This is a genomic window from Algoriphagus sp. UBA3586 (assembly GCF_002376385.1).
GTDB lineage: Bacteria > Bacteroidota > Bacteroidia > Cytophagales > Cyclobacteriaceae > Algoriphagus > Algoriphagus ornithinivorans.
Window position 1 is genome coordinate 69,199 of the sequence record NZ_DFMT01000046.1, and the last position, 24,471, is coordinate 93,669.

General features: G+C 40.0%; 20 protein-coding genes and 1 tRNA gene. 19 read left to right on the top strand and 2 right to left on the bottom strand.

Translation table 11 applies throughout. From position 1 onward, the window contains the following. Positions 1-7: 7 nt before the first annotated feature. The gene (locus B2906_RS16725) at positions 8-679 is read left to right on the top strand and encodes a hypothetical protein (RefSeq protein WP_219958140.1); all 672 of its coding nucleotides are present in this window, start codon (positions 8-10) and stop codon (positions 677-679) included. Here B2906_RS16725 and B2906_RS16730 read toward each other — a convergent pair. After that, positions 657-1,385, bottom strand: coding sequence for a lysophospholipid acyltransferase family protein (locus B2906_RS16730; protein ID WP_339816723.1), 729 nt, complete (start codon positions 1,383-1,385; stop codon positions 657-659). The genes B2906_RS16725 and B2906_RS16730 overlap by 23 nt on opposite strands. A gap of 312 nt (positions 1,386-1,697) precedes the next feature. Between B2906_RS16730 and rpsA the strand changes: the two genes are divergently transcribed. Continuing rightward, on the top strand, positions 1,698-3,461 hold the full coding sequence (gene rpsA / locus B2906_RS16735; protein ID WP_370627653.1) for a 30S ribosomal protein S1: 1,764 nt from the start codon (positions 1,698-1,700) through the stop codon (positions 3,459-3,461). A 334-nt stretch (positions 3,462-3,795) separates the two neighbouring features. Here the strand turns inward: rpsA and B2906_RS16740 are convergent. Then, positions 3,796-3,866: transfer RNA gene (locus B2906_RS16740), tRNA-Cys, on the bottom strand. A gap of 365 nt (positions 3,867-4,231) precedes the next feature. Here B2906_RS16740 and B2906_RS16745 point away from each other — a divergent pair. The 17 genes from B2906_RS16745 to B2906_RS16825 all read left to right on the top strand — a co-directional run bounded on the left by B2906_RS16745 (position 4,232) and on the right by B2906_RS16825 (position 24,445). Next, complete coding sequence (locus tag B2906_RS16745; RefSeq protein WP_286941882.1) at positions 4,232-5,497, top strand: c-type cytochrome; 1,266 nt, start codon at positions 4,232-4,234, stop codon at positions 5,495-5,497. A gap of 36 nt (positions 5,498-5,533) precedes the next feature. Next, entirely contained in the window at positions 5,534-8,617 is a 3,084-nt protein-coding gene (locus B2906_RS16750) for a TAT-variant-translocated molybdopterin oxidoreductase (protein ID WP_286941885.1), read from the top strand. 17 nt (positions 8,618-8,634) lie between these two features. Continuing rightward, entirely contained in the window at positions 8,635-9,999 is a 1,365-nt protein-coding gene (nrfD, locus tag B2906_RS16755) for an NrfD/PsrC family molybdoenzyme membrane anchor subunit (protein WP_144604147.1), read from the top strand. A gap of 2 nt (positions 10,000-10,001) precedes the next feature. Then, positions 10,002-10,532 carry a DUF3341 domain-containing protein gene (locus B2906_RS16760; RefSeq protein ID WP_091655045.1) on the top strand — a complete coding sequence of 177 codons (531 nt, stop codon included), beginning with the start codon at positions 10,002-10,004 and terminating at the stop codon, positions 10,530-10,532. A gap of 13 nt (positions 10,533-10,545) precedes the next feature. Continuing rightward, on the top strand, positions 10,546-11,166 hold the full coding sequence (locus tag B2906_RS16765; protein WP_091655046.1) for a c-type cytochrome: 621 nt from the start codon (positions 10,546-10,548) through the stop codon (positions 11,164-11,166). A gap of 2 nt (positions 11,167-11,168) precedes the next feature. Continuing rightward, entirely contained in the window at positions 11,169-12,464 is a 1,296-nt protein-coding gene (locus tag B2906_RS16770; RefSeq protein WP_286941891.1) for a quinol:cytochrome C oxidoreductase, read from the top strand. Between the two features lie 22 nt (positions 12,465-12,486). After that, positions 12,487-13,506 (top strand): cytochrome c oxidase subunit II, encoded by a 1,020-nt coding sequence (locus B2906_RS16775; protein WP_286941894.1) that lies wholly within the window; start codon positions 12,487-12,489, stop codon positions 13,504-13,506. A gap of 27 nt (positions 13,507-13,533) precedes the next feature. Further along, the gene (locus B2906_RS16780) at positions 13,534-15,417 is read left to right on the top strand and encodes a cytochrome c oxidase subunit I (RefSeq protein ID WP_091655049.1); all 1,884 of its coding nucleotides are present in this window, start codon (positions 13,534-13,536) and stop codon (positions 15,415-15,417) included. Further along, positions 15,401-16,477, top strand: coding sequence for a COX15/CtaA family protein (locus B2906_RS16785; protein WP_219958144.1), 1,077 nt, complete (start codon positions 15,401-15,403; stop codon positions 16,475-16,477). Before B2906_RS16780 ends, B2906_RS16785 begins: the two co-directional genes overlap by 17 nt. 2 nt (positions 16,478-16,479) lie before the next feature. After that, positions 16,480-17,385: a heme o synthase gene (cyoE, locus tag B2906_RS16790; protein ID WP_219958145.1), complete on the top strand. Its 906-nt coding sequence runs from the start codon at positions 16,480-16,482 to the stop codon at positions 17,383-17,385. Positions 17,386-17,387: 2 nt separating this feature from the next. Beyond that, positions 17,388-17,969 carry a cytochrome c oxidase subunit 3 gene (locus B2906_RS16795; RefSeq protein WP_219959388.1) on the top strand — a complete coding sequence of 194 codons (582 nt, stop codon included), beginning with the start codon at positions 17,388-17,390 and terminating at the stop codon, positions 17,967-17,969. 27 nt (positions 17,970-17,996) lie between these two features. Continuing rightward, positions 17,997-18,773, top strand: a complete 777-nt coding sequence (locus B2906_RS16800) for a cytochrome c oxidase subunit 3 (RefSeq protein ID WP_091655052.1) — start codon at positions 17,997-17,999, stop codon at positions 18,771-18,773. 20 nt (positions 18,774-18,793) lie between these two features. Then, entirely contained in the window at positions 18,794-19,123 is a 330-nt protein-coding gene (locus B2906_RS16805) for a cytochrome C oxidase subunit IV family protein (RefSeq protein WP_091655053.1), read from the top strand. Between the two features lie 74 nt (positions 19,124-19,197). Then, on the top strand, positions 19,198-19,866 hold the full coding sequence (locus B2906_RS16810) for an SCO family protein (protein WP_219958146.1): 669 nt from the start codon (positions 19,198-19,200) through the stop codon (positions 19,864-19,866). Further along, positions 19,853-20,404, top strand: a complete 552-nt coding sequence (locus B2906_RS16815; RefSeq protein ID WP_219958147.1) for a DUF420 domain-containing protein — start codon at positions 19,853-19,855, stop codon at positions 20,402-20,404. Before B2906_RS16810 ends, B2906_RS16815 begins: the two co-directional genes overlap by 14 nt. Positions 20,405-20,464: 60 nt before the next feature. Further along, the gene (locus tag B2906_RS16820; RefSeq protein ID WP_255590503.1) at positions 20,465-20,683 is read left to right on the top strand and encodes a hypothetical protein; all 219 of its coding nucleotides are present in this window, start codon (positions 20,465-20,467) and stop codon (positions 20,681-20,683) included. 57 nt (positions 20,684-20,740) lie between these two features. Next, positions 20,741-24,445, top strand: coding sequence for an ATP-binding protein (locus tag B2906_RS16825; protein WP_219958149.1), 3,705 nt, complete (start codon positions 20,741-20,743; stop codon positions 24,443-24,445). Positions 24,446-24,471 lie beyond the last annotated feature (26 nt).

Below are 24,471 nucleotides of genomic sequence, written 5' to 3' on the forward strand. Positions count from 1 at the left end.
GTTTACATTGATTGATCCAAGAAAAGCAGAGCGTCTGCTCAATTCGCCAGTACATTTTGATATTGATCAAGCATTAAAAAGAGGTTGGGAGCTATTTAAAGCCCAACCTCTAATTTTGATCATGTATTTTTTATTGATTATGGTAGTTTCCGTTGGTCCTGCTTTCTACTTGGAGGATTTTTCTACCATTATTAGCTTATTGATAGGCCCACCTTTGACCGCTGGGTTTTATCTGTTGGCGAATAAGATCAGCAGGGGAGAACAGGTAGAATTCAAAGACTGCTTTGATGGATTTAAATTTTGGTTGCCTGTAGTAGGTGTTAATATTATCACTGGGATAATCACTGTCTTGGGAGTTATAGCGCTTATTATTCCAGGTATTTATTTGGGGGTGGCATATACTTTTGCGATGCCATTTGTTTTGTTTGCGGGTACTGAGTTTTGGACTTCTATGGAAATAAGCAGGAAATTGATTACCAAGGTTTGGTGGCGATTTTTCGCTTTTTTAATCCTGATTGTCTTGATCAATATGGTTGGGATCTTATGCTTGGGAGTAGGCTTTTTGGTATCAGGTCCTTTTTCTTACATGGCTATTTATGCCGCATTTGAGGAGTTGACAGGGGATTTATTAGTGGAGGATGATGCAAATCCAACCATCACTCATGAGTCAGAATCATAGCCTCTAATCTATTTCTACATTTTTGACTTAATTCCAGAATGGCAGTTTCAGAAGGCTGGGGAGGGGATATGGCTTCAGAAAAATAGATTCGGACTTTTCCTGGCTTCAAAAGCAATGAGCCTCTTTTCATGATCTCATCTGCACCTATAACAGCCATGGGAAGAATCGGAATACCAGTTTCAATAGAAAGTCGAAATGCCCCTTTTTGAAAAGGCAGTAAAGTTTGGTCGGTATCATTTCTGGTGCCTTCAGGAGCTACTACGACCGATTTCCCTTTGGATAAAAGTTCTACCAGTTTTTTGACGCTTTTTCTTCTAGACTCGGTGGAGGTTCTATCTACCCAAATCGCAAACTTCCCTACTATCCAGCCGAAAATTGGGATTTTGGAAAGCTCTTTTTTTCCCAAAGCTTTCAAAGTTTGTGGGATTGCCATAGGAATGACCGGAGCATCTATGAATGAGCGGTGATTAAAAATGAAAATATAGGGTTGCCTGCGGTCAATATGCTCTAAACCTTCTACCTGATAGCTGATCCCTGAAAGAAAGGACCAGATTCCGGCCCAGCTTCGAATAAAAAAGAAAGAAATTCTATCCCCTTTGTCTGAAATCATAACTGGGATCACTATGAATAAACCCAAAATCATCATGAGTCCAGCAAATAGGATTGCGGCGTAAATGGTATAAATTGTCTGAAAGAACTTGATCATCAGAAATTATCCTTAAATTTGGGTTCGAAAATAATCCTTTAACTCTTTGCTTGCACAGGCCCTGAAGCGTTCAGGGCTTTTTTCTTGCTCCAATTTTGTGAAAAAAATCCAATTCAAAGATTTTTTGAGCAGATGAAGCACATTTCAAGTGATTTTTTGACTCCCTTTTCTTGAAATTACAGAAAATCAGTACCTTTGCAGTCCGTTCGGGTGAACGGGGTGGTTTGGCAAGTGCTAAATCGCTGATTCATAACCAAAAACCGCAGTTAATCGGCCCGGTAACTGTCGGCATTTTTAGGGTCATTATTTATTATGTCTAAACAAGATTTTAACTGGGAAAACTTCGAAACCAAAGGATTCGGAGAAGGCTATTCCAAAGCACAACGTGAGGAAATGGCTGCGATGTACGAAGGTACATTGAACGAGATCACTGAGAAAGAAGTGATCAAAGGAACCGTAGTAGGTGTGAACGACAAGGACGTGATCATCAACATTGGTTTCAAATCCGATGGTTTGGTTCCATTGAACGAATTCCGTGACTTGGAGTCCATCAAGCCTGGTGACGAAGTAGAAGTATTCATCGAAGAGCAGGAGAATGCTTTGGGTCAGTTGATCCTTTCCCGTAAAAAAGCAAAAATCGTTCGTGCTTGGCAGGATATCGAGAGCGCATTTGAAAATGATAGCGTGATCGAAGGTCTTGTGAAGAGAAGAACCAAAGGTGGTTTGATCGTAGATATCTACGGTGTAGAAGCCTTCTTGCCAGGTTCTCAGATCGATGTGAAGCCTATCAGAGATTTCGATATCTATGTAGGTAAGAAAATGGAAGTGAAAGTGGTGAAAATCAACCACGCTAACGATAACGTAGTCGTTTCTCACAAAGTCTTGATCGAGAAAGATCTCGAGAAGCAAAAAGCAGAAATCCTCAACAACCTGGAAAAAGGTCAGGTATTGGAAGGTGTGATCAAGAACATGACCAACTTCGGTGTATTCATCGACTTGGGTGGTGTAGATGGTCTACTTCACATTACAGATATTTCTTGGGGACGTATCAATCATCCAGAAGAAGTATTGCAGTTGGATCAGAAAGTACAGATCGTTGTGCTTGACTTTGATGATGACAAGAAGAGAATTTCTTTGGGTATGAAGCAGTTGACTTCTCATCCATGGGATTCTTTGGCAGGCAACTTGGAAGTTGGTTCCAAAGTACAAGGTAAGATTGTAAACGTAGCTGACTACGGTGCATTCTTGGAATTGGCTCCAGGAGTTGAAGGTTTGATTCACGTATCTGAAATGAGCTGGTCTCAGCACTTGAGAAACCCTGCTGATTTCGTGAAAGTTGGAGACGAAATCGAAGCAGTTGTATTGACTTTGGACAAAGACGAAAGAAAAATGTCCCTAGGCATTAAGCAATTGACTGAAGATCCTTGGACTAAGGAAGATATGTCTACCAAGTATGCAGTAGGTACTAAGCACAAAGGTGTGGTTCGTAACTTGACTAACTTCGGGCTATTCTTGGAAATGGAAGAAGGAATCGACGGTTTGGTTCACGTATCTGACCTTTCTTGGACTAAGAAAATCAAGCATCCATCTGAATTCGTAAAAGTAGGAGATGAGCTAGATGTAGCTGTATTGGAATTGGACGTAGAAAACAGAAGATTGGCGCTAGGTCACAAGCAGTTGGAAGAGAACCCATGGGATACTTTCGAAACTGTATTCCCTGTAGGATCTGTGCATAAGTGTACTGTTGTTTCTAAAAACGACAAAGGTGCTGTGCTGGAGCTTCCTTACGGTTTGGAAGGCTTTGCTACTTCTAAAAACTTGGAGAAAGAAGACGGATCTCAAGTTGAGGTTGGTGAGTCTTTGGACTTCAAAGTGACTGAATTCTCTAAGGATGACAAGCGTATTGTAATGTCTCATACAGCTATGTTCCGTGAAGAAGCTAAGCCAGCTAAGAAAGCTGCTTCTACTAAGAAGAAAGAAGATGCTGCTGACAAGACTCCAGCTGAAAAGTCTACCCTAGGTGATTTGGATGCTTTGGCAGAATTGAAAGAGAAAATGGAAGGTGGCAAGAAGTAATTCTTGACCTCTTATATAACATAAAACGCCGGCTGCAAAGTCGGCGTTTTTTTTTTGAAAAATTCGTGATTTACCTGTTGAAATAGGCGCTGAAATCAAAGGAATGAATAGATAATAAGCAGTCCTACTCCAGGTAAGCTTGCTTCCTTTTTTTAGATTTAAATCGGCAAACTTCCTCTAATATCTGTCTTCTCGAGATCGTATATTTTTGGAATGCACAAGTCTCTATTATTCTTACTTTTAATTTGCGATAGGATAAGTCAGTAGATTTAGAGTTGAAAATCAGTGCTTTGAAAAATAAAAAAAGCACCTTCGCTATGAAGGTGCTTGAGTGAGGTCGCGAGCGGATTCGAACCGCTGTACAAGGTTTTGCAGACCTCTGCCTAGCCACTCGGCCACGCGACCATTTGAAATCGGAATGCAAATGTAGGAATTAATGATTCTAGTGCAAAAGCAGTTCCATAATTTTTTGGAAAATGAGCAGGTTCTTCAAAAAATTCAATTCTTATTAGAATTAAAATATTTACGGTTTTTCTTGGTTTTTTGAACTCCTCTAAAATTGATATTTAAGGTATTTATTTATAAAGATTCTAAATAATTTCCGGTCATAGTTTATTCTTTTAAATAATTGAAAATCAGATTATTATATAATATTTAGGATTGATTGATGATTTTTTGCTGTCCATCAACTCTTGTTTGAAAAATAACGCCCGGATACTACCTTTGCAGGGGTTATTGAAAACCGATTAAACTATTTAATTAGCTATAATATGTTATCCAAACGCTCGTTAGTAGGGGTTCGACTGAATTTCCACACGCTGGCAGTGCTGTTTTTCTTACTGATCGGAACGCAGGCATTTGCTGCTGATCCGGCAGTGTCAGATAGTGATGAAGCCGTTGCTGCTGGGAAATCTCTCTTTAATGCGAACTGTAAAACGTGTCACAAGCTTGATCAAAAAGCAATTGGTCCGGCTCTAAGAGGAATCACCGAAAGAAGATCCATCGACTGGGCAAAACGATTCATCAAAAATTCAAGCGCAGTAATCGCTTCTGGAGATGAATACGCGGTGGCTTTGTACGCTGAGTACAACAACACCAACATGCCACAACATGAATTCTTATCAGATGGTGACCTTGACAATTTGTTGTCATATATAGAATATGGCGATAAGGTCGATCCAGCCGCTCAGGCAGCTGCAGGTGCAGTTGGTGCTGAAGGTGAAGTAGCTGCAGGTGGAGGAGTACCAAGCGAGTATTTGACCATTATTGTAGTGGTATTGGTCATTGTTCTTCTTTTGATCCTGATTGTATTAGGGTTGATCATCTCTGTTTTGACCAAATACATTGATAAGCAGGACTTAGATGAGGATGACAAAGAATTCGTTTCTCAAAAATTCAATTTCGGTAAAGTATTAAAGAGTGATGGCTTTATCATCATTGTAACTGCCTTGGTGGTTGCTTTGGTAGCTAAAACCGCAATTGATGGACTTTATTCTGTGGGTGTGCAGCAAGGATATGCTCCTACCCAGCCAATTGCCTACTCTCACGCGCTTCACGCAGGACAATTAGAGATTGCTTGTCAGTATTGCCATACTGGGGTAGAGATTGGTAAGTCTGCTAATATTCCTTCACCAAACATTTGTATGAACTGCCATACCCATGTGCAGAACGTGCAAGGCAAAGAGGGAATCTCTCCAGAAATTCAAAAAATCTACAATGCGGTAGATAATAATAAACCAATTGAATGGGTTCGTGTACACAACTTGCCTGATTTGGCTTACTTCAACCACTCACAGCACGTGAAGGTAGGAGGTATTGAATGCCAGACTTGTCACGGTCCAATCGAAGAAATGGAAGTGGTTTATCAGCACTCTTCTCTTACTATGGGATGGTGTATTGACTGCCACAGACAAACTGAGATTGCTTCTGCAGGCAATGAGTACTATGACAAATTGGTTCAGTTGCACTCTGATTCCAAAGATGCCTTGAAAGTGAAAGACATCGGAGGTTTAGAATGTGCTAAGTGCCACTATTAATTCATTCATTTCGCAAATTCATTCCTAGATCATAAAATGAAGGAAACTAAAAAAACATACTGGAAAGGGCTTGAGCAGCTCAACAACGATCCAGAGTTTGTAAAGCATGCCGACCGGGAATTTCCCGAGCTTCCTTCCGCATTGGGCGAGGATGGCAGTGCTTCCAGAAGGGATTTTCTAAAATTGATGGGATTCAGCTTGGCCGCAGCTTCTTTGGCTGCCTGCGAAGCTCCTGTTCGAAAAGCTATTCCTTATGTGAATAAGCCGGTTGACGTTAACCCTTCCATTCCAAATTATTACGCATCTACTTTTGCTTCCGGAGGTGATTATGCTTCTGTTGTAGTAAAAACAAGAGAAGGTCGTCCTATCAAAATTGATGGAAACGAGCTTTCTCCTATTAATAAAGGTAAGGTAAATGCCATTGTTGAAGCTTCTGTACTTTCTCTTTATGATAAAGAGCGATTGGCAGGACCTTATGCCAATGGTCAAAAAACCGACTGGGCTGCGCTTGATGCTGAAGTAAAAAGCAAACTAGCAAGTGCAGGTTCGGTAAAAATTGTTTCCAATACCATTCTTTCTCCTTCTACCATGAAAGCGATGCAGCAATTTGCTGATGCATTCGGAGGAGCTGAAGTGATCATGTATGATCCACTTTCCAATTATGGTATTACCAAAGCTGCTGAAACTTTCTACGGTGCTGCAGTTCTTCCTTCTTATTCTTTTGATAAGGCTAAAACCATCGTTTCCTTCGGAGCTGACTTCCTAGGTACATGGATTTCCCCAATCGAATTTGCTGGACAATATGGTAAAACAAGAAAAATCAGCAAAGAGAAGCCGGAAATGTCCCGTCATTATCAGTTTGAGTCTAATTTGACTCTAACTGGTGCGAATGCGGATTACAGAACTCCAATCAAAGCTTCTCAAAGTGGGTTGGCTGTTTTGGCATTATACAATGCCATTGCAAAGAAAGCTGGTGTAGCTCCTGTCTCTGCTCCTGCAGTTGAAGTTGCTCACCTCGACAAAGCAGCTAATGATCTTTGGGCTAGTAGGGGTGCTTCTTTAGTAGTTTCTGGATCTAATGATCCAAATGTTCAAATAGTAATCAACGCAATCAACGAATTGCTTGGAAATAATGGTTCAACAGTAGATTTCTCTTCGCCTGTTTATTTCAGAAAGGGAGACGATGCTAGAATGAACCAATTCGTAAATGAATTGAAAGCTGGACAGGTTGGTGGAGTTATTTTCTACAACTGTAACCCGGTTTACGATCATGCAAGAGGTACTGAAATCGCAGAAGGTATTGCTAAAGCAAGAGTTAGCTTGGCGACCAACGGCACTATGGATGAAACAGCTTCCTTGGTACAGTACATTGCTCCTGATCATCATTATTTGGAGTCTTGGAATGACTTCCAACCTAAGTTAGGTCATTATTCACTTTCTCAGCCTACAATTTCTCCTTTGTTTGACACTCGTCAGGCTCAGGATTCTTTCTTGACTTGGGCTGGTTCTACTACCAATTACTACGATTTCTTACAGCAAAACTGGCAGTCAGAAATGTATGCCACTGCTGAAAATGCAGGTTCTTTCCAGGAATTCTGGGATAGAGCACTTTTCAATGGTGTATATGCTGTAGAAAAGACTGGTACTGCTCTAGTTCCTGTTGGCGATGCTGCAAGTGCAGCTGCCGCTGTAGCCAAAGCTTACAAAGCAAATAATGCAGGTGCTGAATTGGTAGTTTACTCCAAAGTTGCTATTGGTAATGGTACTTTCGCCAACAACCCTTGGTTGCAGGAAACTCCAGATCCAATCACAAAAGCTACTTGGGATAACTATTTGACTGTTTCTCAGAAATGGGCATCCGAAAACGGAGTGACCATGGTGGAAGAAAACACTAAGAAAGCTTCTATCACAGTCAACGGTAAATCACTTATTCTTCCAATCTTGATCCAACCAGGTCAAGCTGAAGGTACCTTCGGATTGGCTTTAGGATATGGTAGAACAAAAGCAGGTAGAGTTGCCAATGGAGTAGGTGTGAATGCTTACGAACTATTGGATGCTTCTGCAGGCTTTGTGAATTTCGATATTACTTCAGGTGTAGAAGTGGCTGTAACTGGTGATTCTTATAAGATCGCGAGAACTCAGACACACCAGACTTTCATGGGACGTGAAAACGTGATCCAGGAAGCTACTTTGGCAGATTATAAGAAAGATGCTTCTGCTGGTAGATATAAGCCTGAAATATACAAGGATGGTGAATTTGTAAAACCATCTAAGATATCTCTTTGGAGTGGTCATAAATATAGCCAGCATCACTGGGGTCTTGCTATTGACATGAATTCCTGTATAGGATGTTCTGCATGTTCTGTAGCTTGTCAGGTTGAAAACAACGTGGCAGTCGTAGGAAAGCAAGAAGTGTTGAACAGAAGAGAAATGGCTTGGATCAGAATTGACCGCTATTATTCTTCAGATGCTCCGGCTGATGATTTGGATGGAATGGAGAAAGCTTCAGAAAATCCTGAGGTAACTTTCCAGCCTATGATGTGTCAGCAGTGTAACAACGCACCTTGTGAGACTGTATGCCCGGTAGCTGCGACCACTCACTCCTCTGAAGGATTGAATCAAATGACTTATAACAGATGTATCGGTACAAGATATTGTGCCAACAACTGTCCTTATAAAGTACGTCGATTCAACTGGTTCAAATATCATGATAACAAAGACTTCGCTGGAGTCAATGTTGCTCAAAACGATGATTTGGGTAAGATGGTATTGAATCCGGACGTGACTGTTCGTGTACGTGGTGTAATGGAAAAATGCTCCATGTGTGTGCAGCGTATTCAAGCTGGTAAATTGGCAGCTAAGCGTGAGAAGCGTAAGATTCAGGATGGAGAAATCAATGTAGCTTGTGCTACAGCTTGTCCTACTGATGCTTTGGTATTTGGTGATATGAATGATCCAAACAGCCGAGTTTCTAAGCTCTTGAAAATCGAAGAAAACACTACTTCTGCATTGAAGGAAGTGAATGAAGAAAGAGCTTATCACGTATTGGAGGAGATCAACGTAAGTCCAAACGTTTGGTACTTCACCAAAATCAGAAATAAAGAGAAAAACGAAGCGTAATCATAATTTTATAAACTATGCAGGTTACTTCATCCGTACGTCAGCCGTTAGTTACCGGAGGCAAAACCTACCATGATGTTACACATGATGTGTCACGTCAGGTGGAGGGCAAACCATCTTTAGCTTGGTTCTTGGCCTTCCTTACAGCTGCAGGCGTGTTGGCTTTAGGATCAATTGCCCTTATTGCCACCCTTTGGGAGGGTATTGGAATGTGGGGTTTGAACAAAACCATCGGTTGGGCTTGGGATATCACCAACTTCGTGTGGTGGGTTGGTATCGGTCACGCCGGTACTTTGATTTCAGCCGTATTGTTACTTTTCAGACAGAAGTGGAGAACATCCATCAACAGAGCTGCTGAAGCGATGACAATTTTCGCGGTTATCTGTGCTGCGATGTTCCCGGTGATTCACATGGGTAGACCCTGGTTAGGTGCTTATTGGGCACTTCCATTGCCAAATACCTTTGGTTCACTTTGGGTAAACTTCAACTCTCCATTGCTTTGGGACGTGTTTGCGATTTCGACTTATTTCTCTGTATCATTAGTTTTCTGGTACATTGGCTTGATTCCTGATTTCGCAACGATCCGTGACAGAGCTACTGGATTGAGAAAAACAATTTATGGTGCGCTTTCATTTGGTTGGGATGGTGCTGCAAAAACTTGGATGAGATACGAATCTGTATCCTTGATTTTGGCAGGTTTGGCTACTCCTTTGGTACTTTCTGTACACACTATCGTATCCTTTGACTTTGCTACTTCAGTAATTCCTGGATGGCATACTACCATCTTCCCTCCATACTTCGTTGCTGGTGCGATTTTCTCCGGTTTCGCGATGGTATTGACCTTGATGATTATTACCAGAAAGGTTTTCAAATTGGAAGATTATATCACCATGGGACACATTGAATTGATGAATATTGTAATCATCATCACAGGTTCCATCGTGGGTATTGCTTATATCACAGAATTCTTTATCGCTTGGTATTCTGGAGTTGAGGCTGAGCAATATGCATTTATCAACAGAGCTACCGGACCTTACTGGTGGGCTTACTGGTCTATGATGACTTGTAACGTGATTTCTCCTCAACTTTTCTGGTTCAAGAAAATTAGAACCTCCATTGTCGCTACCTTCCTTCTTTCTTTGGTAGTAAACATCGGAATGTGGTTTGAGCGATTTGTAATTATCGTTACTTCCCTACACAGGGATTATCTTCCATCCTCTTGGGCTATGTTCTACCCAACTTGGGCTGATGTGGGAGTTTATATGTTCACCTTCGGATTGTTCTTTACCTTATTCTTCCTGTTTGCGAAGTTCTTCCCGGTAATCAACATGGCTGAGGTAAAGTCAGTATTGAAATCATCATCTGAAAAAGCTGCTAAATAATCATGGAAAGAGATACACATTTTATTCTTGGAGTGTACGAGGACGAAGATGTCCTTCTCCATGCGGTTAAAGAAGTAAGATCCACTGGAGTAAAAATCCATGAAGTTTACTCTCCTTATCCTGTTCACGGATTAGAGCATGTATTAGGCTACAAAAGAAGTAGACTTCCTATAGCTGCCTTCCTATTTGGTATGTTGGGAACTAGCTTGGCCTTGACCATGCAGTTTTACATGATGAAGTTTGATTGGCCTATGATTATTGGTGGTAAAGACTTTGCAGCTTTCCCTGATTTTATTCCTGTTTCCTTCGAAATGACAGTATTACTTGCTGCTTTTGGTATGGTAGGAGTATTTATGGTAAGCTCAAACTTGAAGCCTTGGGCGCAGCCTAGGATTTTCGATGTCAGAATCACTGATGATAAGCATGTGATGGCAATTGACATCGCTAATAACAGTAGCATGGAAGTGGAGAAAATTAAGGAAATCCTTAAATCCTCCGGTGCTACAGAGGTAAATAATAAAAGTTTTGAATAGTAATTCTGGAAATATGAAGATTGCTAAAACACTAAGTATTTTGGGAGTATCTGCCCTTGCTTTCTTCGGCTGTAGAGCTGGAGGAGACAATCAGGGATTGGAATATGCCCCTCAAATGTATCACTCTGTAGCATATGAGCCTCTTACTCAGATTACTGATGAAGAGCAGGGTAAATGGTTATCTACCCGTGAAGATGAAAAGGGTGAGTTCTTCAACAGTAACGTCTACAATCCTCATAACATGAATATGAGAGAGCCAGTAGAAGGTACTGTTCCAAGAAATAAGAATGGATTTCTGCCTCATAGACTGAAGCAGTTTGAATTGGAAGAAGCAGCTCTAATTGAAAATCCAATCGAGCTTTCTGATCCAATTTTGAAAGAAGGAGAAGTTCTATTTCAGCAATATTGTTCTTCCTGCCATGGTAAAGGTGGAGAAGGTGACGGAAAAGTTGGTGAGATTATCGGTGGTGTAGCTAACCTAAAAGGTGGAGCTTACATCGATCTTCCAGAAGGCCATATTTTCCACGTAATTACCAAAGGTAAAGGTAGAATGGGAGCCCATGGTTCTCAGATTACTACTGAAAACCGATGGAAGATCGTTCACTATGTTAAACAAGTAATTCAGAAGCAGTAATCATGGCTCACGACGTACAGAACTATAATTTGGATCAAAAATTTGATTTCAACGCGGGCATCAAAAAGTCTTTGTTGACTATTTTGGGTATTGGTGCTGCTTTACTTGTAATCGGTATTGTGATGGCAATGACCGGTGGTGGTCATGCTGAAGATGGAGCAGAGGCAACAGGCCATGCATTTCACTGGTATGAAAGGTTGTTCGCAAACGTGTGGATCAATAATGTGTATTTCACAGGTATTGCCATCGTTGGTGTTTTCTTCTTTGCTATTCAATATGCAGCTCAAGCAGGTTGGTCAGCTCCTATCACTAGGGTAATGTTATCTTTTGGTAACTGGTTGCCATATGCTGCTTTGATTATGATTGCTAGTTTTTTCCTTATGGGACATAATTTGTTCCATTGGTGGCATGCAGAGTTGTTCGATCCTAATTCTCCGGAATATGATTCAATTATTGACGGAAAAGGAGCATTCTTTTTCTGGCCAATGGAAAAAGGAACTTTCCCGATTTTCTACATTGCCAGAATGATTATCTTCTTTGGATTTTGGGTATTCTTCTTCAACAAGTTTAAGAAAATAGCTGCAGCGGAAGATCAATTAGGTGGAAATACTCATTGGTTTAAAATGAGAAGCTGGTCTGCTTATTTCTTGGTTTTCTTTGCAGTTTCTTCTTCTGTTTCTGCATGGGACTGGGTAATGTCAATTGACACTCACTGGTTCTCTACTCTTTTCGGCTGGTATGTGTTTGCTTCCTGGTTTGTTGCAGGACTTTCTGCAATCACACTTTTGACTATTTTCTTGAAAGGAAAAGGATATCTGGAAATGGTCAATGAAAACCATATCCATGATCTTGGAAAGTTTGTATTTGGCTTCTCCATTTTCTGGACTTATTTGTGGTTTTCGCAGTTCCTTTTGATCTATTATGCCAACATACCTGAAGAAACAGTTTACTTTGTTGAGAGACTGTCAAGTGACGTGTATGGACCGTTCATTTTCGTAAACATCGGGATGAACTTTGTCCTTCCATTCTTAGTTTTAATGACAAGAGATGCAAAACGTCATGGAGTTTTCCTTAAGTTAGTTTGTACGCTATTATTGGTTGGTCACTGGGTAGATTTCTTCCTGATGGTTCAGCCGGGTACGCTAGGTCATAATGGAGGAATTGGTTTCATGGAAGTAGGAATGCTTCTCGTATATGGTTCAGCGGTGGCGTTGGTTGTGTTAGGAGGCTTGGCCAAAGGAAATCTTCTTCCTAAAAATCACCCAATGCTTGAGGAGAGCTATCATCATCACATTTAATTAAAGCCGAAAAGATTTAAATATGTACGGATTTCTTATTGCAGTTGGGGTTCTTTTGCTACTATCCATCATCTGGATGGTATATAGAATCCAAACCTTGGTTTCAGTAGTAAAAGGATCAGACAAAAAAATTGCGACAGGCAGTAATAAAGTCAATGCGATCTTATTCGTATTGTTTCTGCTTGGTACAGGAATTTTGATGTTCTGGTATTCTATCAAAGAATTTGATAATTATCAGCTTCCAGTTGCTTCTGAGCACGGTGTGCTTACAGATCAATTATTCTGGATTACCATGGCGGTAACTGGAGTTGTTTTTCTGATTACGCACGTTTTACTGTTTATCTTCCCTTACAAGTATCAGTATAAAGAGGACCGAAAGGCTACTTTCTATCCCGATAATAATAAGCTAGAAATCATTTGGACTGTTGTTCCTGGTGTAGTTTTGGCTGGTTTAGTTATTTCTGGATGGATGGCTTGGTCTGACATCACTGCTCCTGCGCCTGAAAAAGCTCATGTAATTGAAATCATGGGTTATCAGTTTGCTTGGGACGTAAGATATGCTGGAAAGGATAATGTTTTGGGAGATTATGATTACAGATTAACTAGTGCTCAAAACTCTCATGGTGTTGATTTCTCTGATAAAAATGCAATTGATGATTTTCCTTCTCCGGTAGTAGTAATTCCGAAGGGAGAACCAGTATTGTTTAAAATCAGAGCAAGAGATGTGCTTCACTCAGTTTTCGCTCCTCATATGAGATTGAAAATGGATGCAGTGCCGGGTATGCCAACCAGATTCTGGTTTGTGCCAACCAAAACAACTGCTGAAATGAGGGAGGAATTAGGTAATCCTGAGTTTAACTATGAGATCGCTTGTACTGAAATCTGCGGTCGAGGTCACAATGGGATGAGAAAAGTGATAGAGGTGGTAGAGCCAGCGGCCTACCAGAAGTGGTTATCGGAACAGAAATCTTTCATTCAAAATAATCCTGCTTTAGCAAAAGGATTAGAGTCAGATGTGAAAGAACTGGCAGAAATTCAATAAGCGAACAAAAACACAAAATTATAAACTATGGCTACAGCGTCAGTTGCAACTCATGACACGGCCCATGATCATCACGATCACGAGCATCATGATAATTTTGTAACCAAATACATTTTCTCTACTGATCATAAAATGATCGGTAAGCAATTCTTGGTAACAGGTATTTTCTGGGCAATCATTGGTGGATTTCTTTCCATCCTATTCAGATTGCAATTAGGATTTCCTGAAATGAATTTAGAGTTCCTTCGCCCTCTATTGGGTGGATGGATTGATGAATCGGGTGCTTTGGATCCTACCTTCTACCTTGCTTTAGTGACAATGCATGGTACCATCATGGTATTCTTTGTATTGACTGCAGGTTTGAGCGGTACATTCTCCAATTTCCTGATTCCTCTTCAAATTGGAGCTAGAGATATGGCTTCAGGGTTTATGAACATGCTTTCTTACTGGTTCTTCTTCATGTCCAGTGTGATCATGTTTATTTCCCTATTCATTAAAACCGGTCCAGCAGGTGGTGGTTGGGTAGTTTACCCTCCTCTATCAGCATTAGAGCAGGCGATCCCTGGTTCTGGATTGGGTATGACTCTATGGTTGATTGCAATGACATTCTTTATTGCATCGTCTCTTCTAGGAGGTATCAACTATATTACAACTGTAATTAACCTTAGAACAAAAGGTATGTCTTTCTCAAGGCTTCCTTTGACAATTTGGGCTTTCTTCCTAACAGCAGTTATCGGACTACTATCTTTCCCTGTATTATTTGCAGCGGCTCTATTGCTAGTATTTGATAGAAGCTTTGGAACATCCTTTTACCTATCTGATATTTATATTGGTGGTGAAGCGCTTCCAAATACCGGTGGTAGCCCAGTATTGTATCAGCACTTGTTCTGGTTCTTAGGTCACCCTGAGGTATATATCGTATTGCTACCTGCATTGGGTATTACTTCTGAAGTTATAGCAACTAACTCCAGAAAGCCGATCTTTGGATATAAGGCAATGATTATATCCATGTTGGGGATTACCATTCTATCATTTATAGTTTGGGCTCACCACATGTTCGTATCAGGTATGAATCCATTCTTGGGTTCGATCTTTATGTTCTTGACTTTGATTATTGCAGTTCCATCTGCGGTAAAAGTATTTAACTACTTGACAACATTATGGAGAGGTAATTTGATCTTTACTCCAGCTATGTTGTTCTCAATTGGTCTGGTTTCCTTCTTTATCTCCGGTGGTTTGACTGGTATTTTCTTAGGAAACTCTGCTATTGACATTCAATTGCATGATACATATTTCGTAGTAGCTCACTTCCACTTGGTAATGGGATCTGCCTCCTTCTTTGGATTGCTAGCGGGTGTTTACCACTGGTTCCCTAAGATGTTTGGAAGAATGATGGATGCAAGATTGGGTTATATCCACTTCTGGTTGACATTTGTGGGTGTTTACATGGTATTCTTCCCAATGCACTACATCGGTATTGCTGGATTCCCAAGAAGATACTATAGCTGGACTAACTTTGAGTTTACTAACATGTATACTGATTTGAACATGTTTGTATCTGTAGCAGCTATTATTACCTTCTCTGCGCAGTTTATCTTCCTCTTTAACTTCTTCTACAGCATGTACAGAGGTAGAAAAGCGACGCTTAACCCATGGAGATCTAATACACTTGAGTGGACCACTCCAATTAATCCAGGTCACGGAAACTGGCCAGGAGAAATTCCTACGGTGTACAGATGGCCTTATGATTATTCAAAGCCAGGAGCACCTGAGGATTTCATCCCTCAGACTGTACCTCTTTCCGCGACTCCTGAGTCCAATCTTCCTCACGAGCAAGAGCAAGTGAAGCTTGAAATGGAAATTATGAAAGAGGAATCTGAGGTCTTGGTTGCCAATGAATCTAAACACTAAAAATAAAATAAACAGCTTTCGCCGGACGAGTTTAATTACGGTGATAGCTGTTTATTTCCTGATATTGGTCGGGGGCATAGTTCGGAGCACTGGTTCCGGAATGGGTTGTCCCGATTGGCCAAAATGTTTTGGGAGCGTGATACCACCAACTTCGGTAGATCAGCTCCCAAAAAATTATCAAGAGATTTATCTTGAAAAAAGATTAGCTAAAAACGAACGGTTTGTAGCAACCCTTGAAAAATTAGGCTTTGAAAAAGCAGCTTATCAAGTGGCCAATGATAAATCCATTTTAGTAGAAGAGGAGTTCAACGCTACTAAGACTTGGATTGAATACATCAATCGTCTGATTGGAGTATTGATTGGTTTCTTAATCATTTTCACAGTTTGGAAATCCTTCAAATTGTGGTCGGTAGATAAGTGGATTCCGATACTCTCAATTGCATCCTTGATACTTGTTTTATTTCAGGGATGGATAGGTTCGTTGGTTGTCTCTACCAATTTGCTGACTTGGATGATAACCTTTCATATGATCTTGGCTTTGCTGTTGGTTGGTTTACTTCTGTACATCAATCATAGAGCAGTTGATTTGATTAGGACAAAAGCCGATCTGTTTCAAGTTCCATCTAAACTCAGATGGATTTTGATTCTTGGAATAATCCTGATGTTTGCTCAAGTTATTTTGGGAACTCAGGTGCGAGAACAAATTGATCAGGTTGCCGCTAGTCTGGGAAATATGTTAAGAGAGGAATGGATTGAAAGGTCAGGAATAGAGTTCCTGATTCACAGATCTTTCTCGCTTGTACTATTGGGAGTGCATTTGCTTTATTTCTTTTGGGCATTTAAATATACCCTTAGAAAGTCCCAGGTAAACTTATGGTCTCAGGTGCTTATCCTATTGATTTTACTTGAAATTGCTTCCGGGATTGGTATGGCATATTTCGGTATTCCCGCCTTTCTTCAGCCTATACACTTATTACTTGGATCTCTGATTGTAGGAGTTCAGTTTATTCTGATTTTGCAGTTGAGAGACCATGTTCAGCTTAAGTTAAATACAAATTGAAAATGAGGACAGTTGGTGTAACTGACCATTCGATAATGGATGTCCTAGTTGGACGTCTGAAAGCCTACTCTGATCTACTGAAATTCAGATTGTCAGCTTTGGTGACTTTCTCTGCAGTCTTTGGTTATATTCTAGGCGATAGAGGAGCAAGCTTTGGTTGGTCTGGCTTTTTGGGACTAGCATTAGGTGGATTCCTGATTTCAGGTGCTTCAGGCGCTGCCAATGAAATCATGGAGCGGGATTTGGATAAGTTGATGAAGCGAACCCAAAACCGACCTTTACCCTTACAGATTATTTCTCTTAAAGAAGCATATTGGTTCACCACAATCGTGGCAATAATAGGTGTTTCTTTGCTTTGGATTTTCACTAATCCATTGACCACTTGGTTAGGAATATTAAGCATGGTGCTTTATGTATTTGCTTATACTCCTTTGAAAAAAGTTGGTCCTATCGCAGTATTTGTTGGAGCTATTCCTGGAGCCATGCCTCCTTTATTAGGATGGACTGCCGCTACAGGACAAATTACTTATGAGGCGCTAATCATTTTCGGTATTCAATTTATCTGGCAGTTCCCTCATTTTTGGGCAATTGCTTGGGTAAGTGATGAGGATTATAAGAAAGCAGGCTTTAAGTTGTTGCCAAGCGGTGGAGGACAGGATTTGAATACAGCTATTCAAATCATGATATACACCTTGTTTTTGCTTCCTCTCGGTTTATTGCCAAGCTATTTTGGTTTGACTGGTTTGAATTCCGGGATTGTGGCAACTATCTGTGGTGTATTGTTCTTAGCTCAGACCTTTTCATTAATGAGGGACTGTTCTAGAAAGTCTGCTTTGAAGATCATGTTTGGGTCATTCCTTTATTTGCCAATTGTTCAGATTGCGTATTTATTGGATAAACTACCTTAATGATGGAAAAAGAATTGAAATATGTAGATATGGTGGAACAGCCTATCTCAATGCATCCAAAGAAGTTTGCATTGTGGCTGTTTATGGTTACTGTGGTGATGATTTTTGCTGCTTTGACCAGTGCCTACATCGTACGTCAAGCAGAAGGAAATTGGCTGGATTACGAATTGCCTAATATATTTTGGGTTACTTCTGGAATTGTAGTTTTGAGCTCAGTTTTCCTTCATTTTGCTTATGTCTCAGCTAAGAAGGATAATATTTCTCAGCTTCGTATAGGTATGGTGGGTGCAGTTGTCCTAGGGCTGGCCTTTTTGGTAGGTCAATGGTATAGCTGGGTTGCTCTGGTAGATAGAGAAGTGTTTTTTGTAGGTAATCCTGCAGGCTCCTTTCTATATGTATTTACCGGATTACACGCCTTACACCTTATTAGCGGTGTGATATTTCTGATTATTGTATTAATTTCGACCTTTAGATATAAAGTTCATTCACAATCAATGAATACAATGGAGATGGCCACTACCTATTGGCATTTCCTCGGAGGTTTGTGGATTTATCTCTTTATGTTTTTGCTATTGAATCATTAAAATTAACCTGGTACAAATAAATTAATTATGTCTGCGCATTCTACTGCAATTGGAGTAAGCTCTAAAAGAGGCGTTTGGGGAGGTGGAAATGAACCTCTTAAAGCCAGCTATGGAAAACTGATGATGTGGTTTTTCCTGCTCTCCGACATCTTTACCTTTGCTGCTTTTTTGATCAGCTACTTAGCAATCCGTGTAAGTTATCCAGCTTATACAGGTCCTGCTGACACCTTTGTAGGATCTAATGAATACTGGCCAGTTCCTGAATTGGTATTCGAAGCTGTTCCATTTCTACATGGAATTCATGCTCCATTGGTTTTCGTAGGTATCATGACATTCATTTTGATTTCCAGCTCAGTTACCATGGTATTGGCTGTAGAAGCAGGACACAGAAATGATAGAAATGATGTAGTAAAATGGATGCTATGGACTATGTTGGGTGGTATTACTTTCCTTGCATGTCAGGCTTGGGAGTGGAATCACTTTATCCATGGTACAGATGGAGGAACTGTCCTTACCTATGTCAACTCTTTAAATAGACAAGTTACAGAAACAGTCTTTGGTGCAAACTTGGTGGTGAATGAATATGGACCAGCCTCTTTCGCTCAATTGTTTTTCTTTATAACCGGTTTCCATGGTTTTCACGTAACTATTGGTGTTGTACTTCTTTTCCTTTGCTTTTATCAGGCAGCAGTGGGAGTGTATGACAGAAGAGGCCATTATGAAATGGTTGAAAAAATCGGACTTTACTGGCACTTTGTAGACTTGGTATGGGTCTTCGTGTTTACCTTGTTCTATCTAATCTAAGCATTTAAAATTCTTGTAATATGGAAATTCAGGATAACAAGTCAACCTTGGAAGTAACCCCAAGAAATGACGAAAAAATAAAAAAGATCTGGAAAACTGCAGGTATACTTTTAGCCATCACAGTTGCTGAGTTTATCATGGCATTTACTATGGATAGAGGAATTTTGCTTTATGCTTTATTCATCATCCTGACAATCTGGAAAGCCAAGTATATCATGATGGAATTTATGCACTTGGGTGATGAAGTGAAGCCTTTGTTTTACTCTATCATTGTGCCTTTGATCTTCCTAGTTTGGTTATTAATTGCCTTGGCAAAAGAAGGATCAGACATCTTTATGATGCGTTGGTAGAATTCTATTAAAATAATTAAAAAAAGTAGGTTGGGGTGTGACACTTCAACCTACTTTTTTGTTAAAAGCATATCATGAGAGGATTAAGAATATTACAAGGCTTGGTATTGGTATGTATCTTATTGATACCCGTGCTGATCATCATGTTTTTGAGAGGGTTTGGAAACAACGAGTATGACTTGCCTATCTTTTACCAAAATGGGGTAGAGAATCCATTCAGAGAGTGCACCTTTGAGGATAGCACTCAGCACTATATTCCTGAATTTACTTTTGTAAATCAGGATGGGGATAATGTAGGAAGGAAAGACATGGAAGGGAAAATCACTATTGTTGATTTTTTCTTTACTTCTTGTCCAAGTATTTGCCCCGTGATGTCTAAGGAAATGGAACGTGTCAATGATATGTTTCGGGAAGAACCTCAAGTTCAGATCATGTCAATTAGTATTGACCCTGAGTATGATACTCCCGAAATCCTTCAAGAATATGCTCAAAAGCACAATGCTTCTTCCGATAAATGGCAATTTCTTTCCGGTCCGGTTGATGAGACCTATCAACTTGCAAGATGTGGCTTTATTTTACCAGCTCTAGACGGCATGGGTGTTCCGGATGATTTCGTGCATAGTGATAAATTTGTGCTCGTTGATGAGCTGGGAAGAATCAGAGGATATTATAGTGGCACGAACAGAGAGGACGTAGATTTGTTAATGTTAGAAACCAAAGTCTTATTGCATGGCAACAAGTAATTCCCTGCTTCAAAATGAAGCTAAAGTCAAAAATTGGATCATTATTATTTCCGTTCTGATCCCCGTAGCCGTAGCTGTTTTGCTATTTATGCCTAGTAAGGTGGATATTGGCGCAGAATGGGTTTATTTTCTACCCCATTTGAATGCAGTAATGAATTCCGCCGCAAGTTTGGCCTTGATCTTAGGGCTTATATTTGTAAAGAAGAAAATGTATTCCTACCATGGCGCGACGATGAGCGTAGCTTTTGGACTAGGAGCAATTTTCCTGGTTTCTTATGTGATTTATCACGGAGCTGCCGAAAGCACCTCTTTTGGAGGAGAAGGATGGGTTAGACCTGTCTATTATTTCTTACTCATAACCCATATAATTCTGGCTGCAGTGGCACTTTTTCCTATTCTTTTCGCTTATTACTATGGATATACCAACCAAAGGGAAAAGCACAGAAAAGTGGTTAAATTTGCCTACCCGATTTGGTTGTACGTTTCAGTGACAGGTGTAATCGTCTATTTGATGATAAGCCCTTATTATATTCACTGATACTATTGAAAATTGAAAGGAGTTAAGATGAAGAAGAAAAAAACTTTATTATTTACAGTAATGGCATTCTTACTGGTGCAAGTCAATTCTTTTGCGCAATGTGCTATGTGTAGAGCCTCTGTAGAGAATAATGTAAGTAATGGTGATACGAGTATTGGTTCTGGTTTGAATACCGGGATTTTATATCTATTTGTCATGCCCTATCTCATTGCTACCGTCATAGGTATTCTTTGGTATAGAGCCGCCAAAAAAAGAAAGTCAAAACTCGCACTTAGATAAGCATTTAAAAGAAGCAAAGTTTGATCAGGGACTTTGCTTTTTTTATTTTTAAACCAAATGAGCTCAAACGTTCGCAGGCTGATTATTTTGATCAGCAGTTTTTCTCTCCTTGCTGTTTTAATCCTGAATTTCTTTTTCTTTCAAAAAAGTGATGAAGAAAGCTTCATTACTGTGCTGGAAGAAGAAATTCAACAAATTGACAGGGAGTTTGATGAGGATTTTGTCCAAATCTTAATGGTCATCAGACCTGACGAGGAAATTACTTTTGACCGGATCAGTTCTTCGGCTAACAATCATCCGTTTTTTATTCTCAATCCTGAAAAGCAGCTTTTATTCTGGTCGGATTTCACCTTTACCTTAAACTTTGATCAGGTAGATGAAAACAAAGAGTATCAGCTACTGGAAGATCCTTATGGAAAGTTTTTACTTAAAAACAGAAAGATCAGTCGAAATGGTAAGTCTTACTTGGTGGTTCATGCTTTTCGTCTGGTTTGGCCGGGATCTATTGAAAATGACTATTTAGTAACCGGAGCAAATTCCAGGCTTTTTGGGAATGATAAATTTATCCTAAAACCAATAGGAGAGGAGGCGAATTATCAAGTCAGCAATCTAGCGGGTGTCCCGATTTTCGGGATTGATTTTCAGATCGGTTATCAATCGGCAGGGCGGATTTCAAACCCCGCTGTCTTTATCTTTTTCACTTCTATTTTCTTGCTTTATTTTCTGCTAAGCTCAGATTTTGTATTAAAAAAATGGAGGAAAGGAAGAAGATGGCAAGGAGTAGGATATGGGATTCTGGTAGTTTTGGCATTTCGACTGGTCATGCTGATTCTGGGATTTCCCGGAGAGTATTTCAATATCGCTCTTTTTGATCCAAGTTATTATGCCGCATCCTGGTTAAACCCCAGTCTAGGAGATTTATTAATCAATACGGTTTTTGGAGTGGCTGTCTCGGGCATGATTTTATATCAGCTGGTATCTCCTCGTACCCATGAGAAGATTACTATACTTCAAACCAAACAAGAACTGAGAATATTCTTTGGGATAGTTTTCCTGATTTCAGCCTTAGGTTTTTATCTGGTTTGGGAATTACCAAGAGATCTAATTCTAAATTCTCAATGGCCATTGGATATTGAGGCCATCCCTACGTTTGGGATTTTTGAGGGACTGAGCTTTTTGATTGTTTTTCTCTGGTCGGCTATCTATGTTCTATTCTGTCTTTCTCTGGGAAGTTTGTTGTTGGAGCTCAATGCACCCAAGAAAATTTATTTCAAATACCTACTGGTTGCAGGACTTCCCATAGGATTATTAGATTTATTCTTGTCTACTTGGTTGGGAGTGGCCTGGTTTATACACCTGATCTTCCTCTTTTTGGTCATCAAATTTGAGCTTTTCAGAAATATTTTCAGACTCGGACTTAATACCTTTTTGACGTTTTTCTTTGGCTGTTTGATCACTGCCGGGATTGCGGGTATCAGTACTTTTCAAACAGAAAGAGAGCAATTGATCCAATCCAAAGTTCGCTTTGCCAATCAAAATCTAATAGAAAGCGATGTGATGACTGAATTTTTCTTGGGAGAAATTTTTAGCCGCATTCAATCCGACTTATTCATTCAAAATCGACTGGCAGACCCCTTATTATCCAAAGATCCCATCGAGACTAAAATCAGGCGTATTTATCTGGATAATTACTTTGATCAGTTTGATGTCCGTGTCAGACTGTTTTCTCCCAATGGACAGGACTTGATCAATTCGCCGGATAATAGATCCCTCAATAGGCTGAGAGACCAATATGTCAAATCAGACTATGTAACCAGTCTTAAAGGACTCTACTTTATCAGAGGCTCGGAAGGAAATATGGGGAATCAATTTATTGCCTTCATTCCTATTCAGCGGGATGAAAATTTACTTGGGACTTTGTTTCTGGAGTTGCGGCAACTGAGAGTTCAGCCTGGCTCTGTATATCCTAAATTACTGCTAGATAAAAAATACAGTGAAAAATTAGATCCAGTCAGGTTTGATTATGCTATTTTCCGGGAGGGAGAAATCATCCGAAATGCAGGTTCTTTTAATTATTCCAATTCGGATTTATTGGCAAGACTGGATGAGTCCAAACTGATGGGTTCGGGTATTCATGCCAATGGCTACCATCATTTCGCGGTGTCAAATGGGGAAGAAGTAATTGTGATATCCTCGGAAAATAGACCTTTTTCCTACTTCTTCGGGAATATATCTCTCTATTTCGTTGTATTCATCTTTTTGACCTTTTTCACCATTTTGACTAATGTATTGATAAAGGGGAGAAAGAATTTTGAGTTTAATTATTCTACCAAGCTTCAGCTTTACCTCAACTTTGCCTTCTTTTTTCCAATTATCATCATTTCCATCATCACAATAGGGCTTTTGGCCAATAGTTACAGAGAAGATCTAGATAGGCAGTATATACAGAAGGCTGCTTTGATTCGTGGGAATTTATCCAGTTTTCTGGGAGACCGTTCACTTAGTCAGGTAAACCAGGATTTGCTAAATGAGGAGGTTGTAACCTTGGCAAATACTATTGCCGCTGATATTCATTTATACAATTCAGAAGGCAAGCTGGAGTCCACCAATAGGCCTAATATTTTTGATAAAAAATTGCTGGCCCCGAAGATTAATCCGGAAGCAATTTCCGAAATCATTGAAAAAAATCAACTTCAGTTTTTGGCTGAAGAACAAATAGGAAAACTTAGATACAAGTCTGTTTATTTGGCTATTCCTACAGCGACTGGACAAGGGATTTCCGCGATATTGGGAGTTCCGTTTTTTGAGTCTGAGGCGGAACTGAATACCCTGATTGCAGATGTATTGAGTAATATTTTCAACACGTTTGTGATTATTTTCATCGTCTTTTTGATTGTTTCCTTCTTCGTTTCCAAAAACTTGACCTTCCCTTTTAGACTTTTGACCCAAAAGTTGAAAACCACCAACCTGGAGAATAACGAACCTATGCATTGGGATGCAAAGGATGAAATCGGTCTTTTGGTCAATGAATATAACAACATGCTTTTCAAGCTGGAAGCCAGTAAAAAGGTATTGGCGTCTACAGAGAAAGAATCTGCCTGGAGGGAAATGGCTAAGCAAGTTGCGCATGAAATAAAGAACCCCTTAACTCCAATGAAGCTGACTTTGCAGCATTTGCTGAGATTGGAGGAGGCGGGAAGACTGGATGATTTGCAAAAACTTCGAAAGTCTCTGGAAACCCTCATTCATCAAGTTGATGCCTTAAGTGGAATAGCTTCATCATTCAGCACCTTTGCCAAGATGCCATTGCCGAAAAATGAGCTCATGAACTTTAAAGCGGTGGTAACAAGAGTTTTGGATCTTTTTAAGAATGATGAAAAGGTTGACTTGATTTTCCAGGATGACTCTTACACCGACACTATCCCTATTATGGGGGACGAAAAATTATTTGGCAGGGTGGTTTCCAATTTAATTATCAATGGAGTTCAGGCTGTGGAAGAGGGGAAAACTCCACAGATTAAAGTATGGCTTTGGATGACAGAGCAGGCGGTATTTCTGGAGATTTCTGATAATGGAAAAGGTATACCAGAGGAACTTAGAGACAAGATCTTTATCCCAAATTTCAGCACCAAATCCACCGGTTCAGGATTGGGGCTTGCCATAGCAAAATCAGGGGTGGAAACAGCCGGAGGAAAAATATGGTTTGAAACTAATTTCGGAAAAGGAACTACATTTTACCTAACTTTTCCTATAGCCACATAAGTTGGCTTTTAGTACCTTGTGAGTAA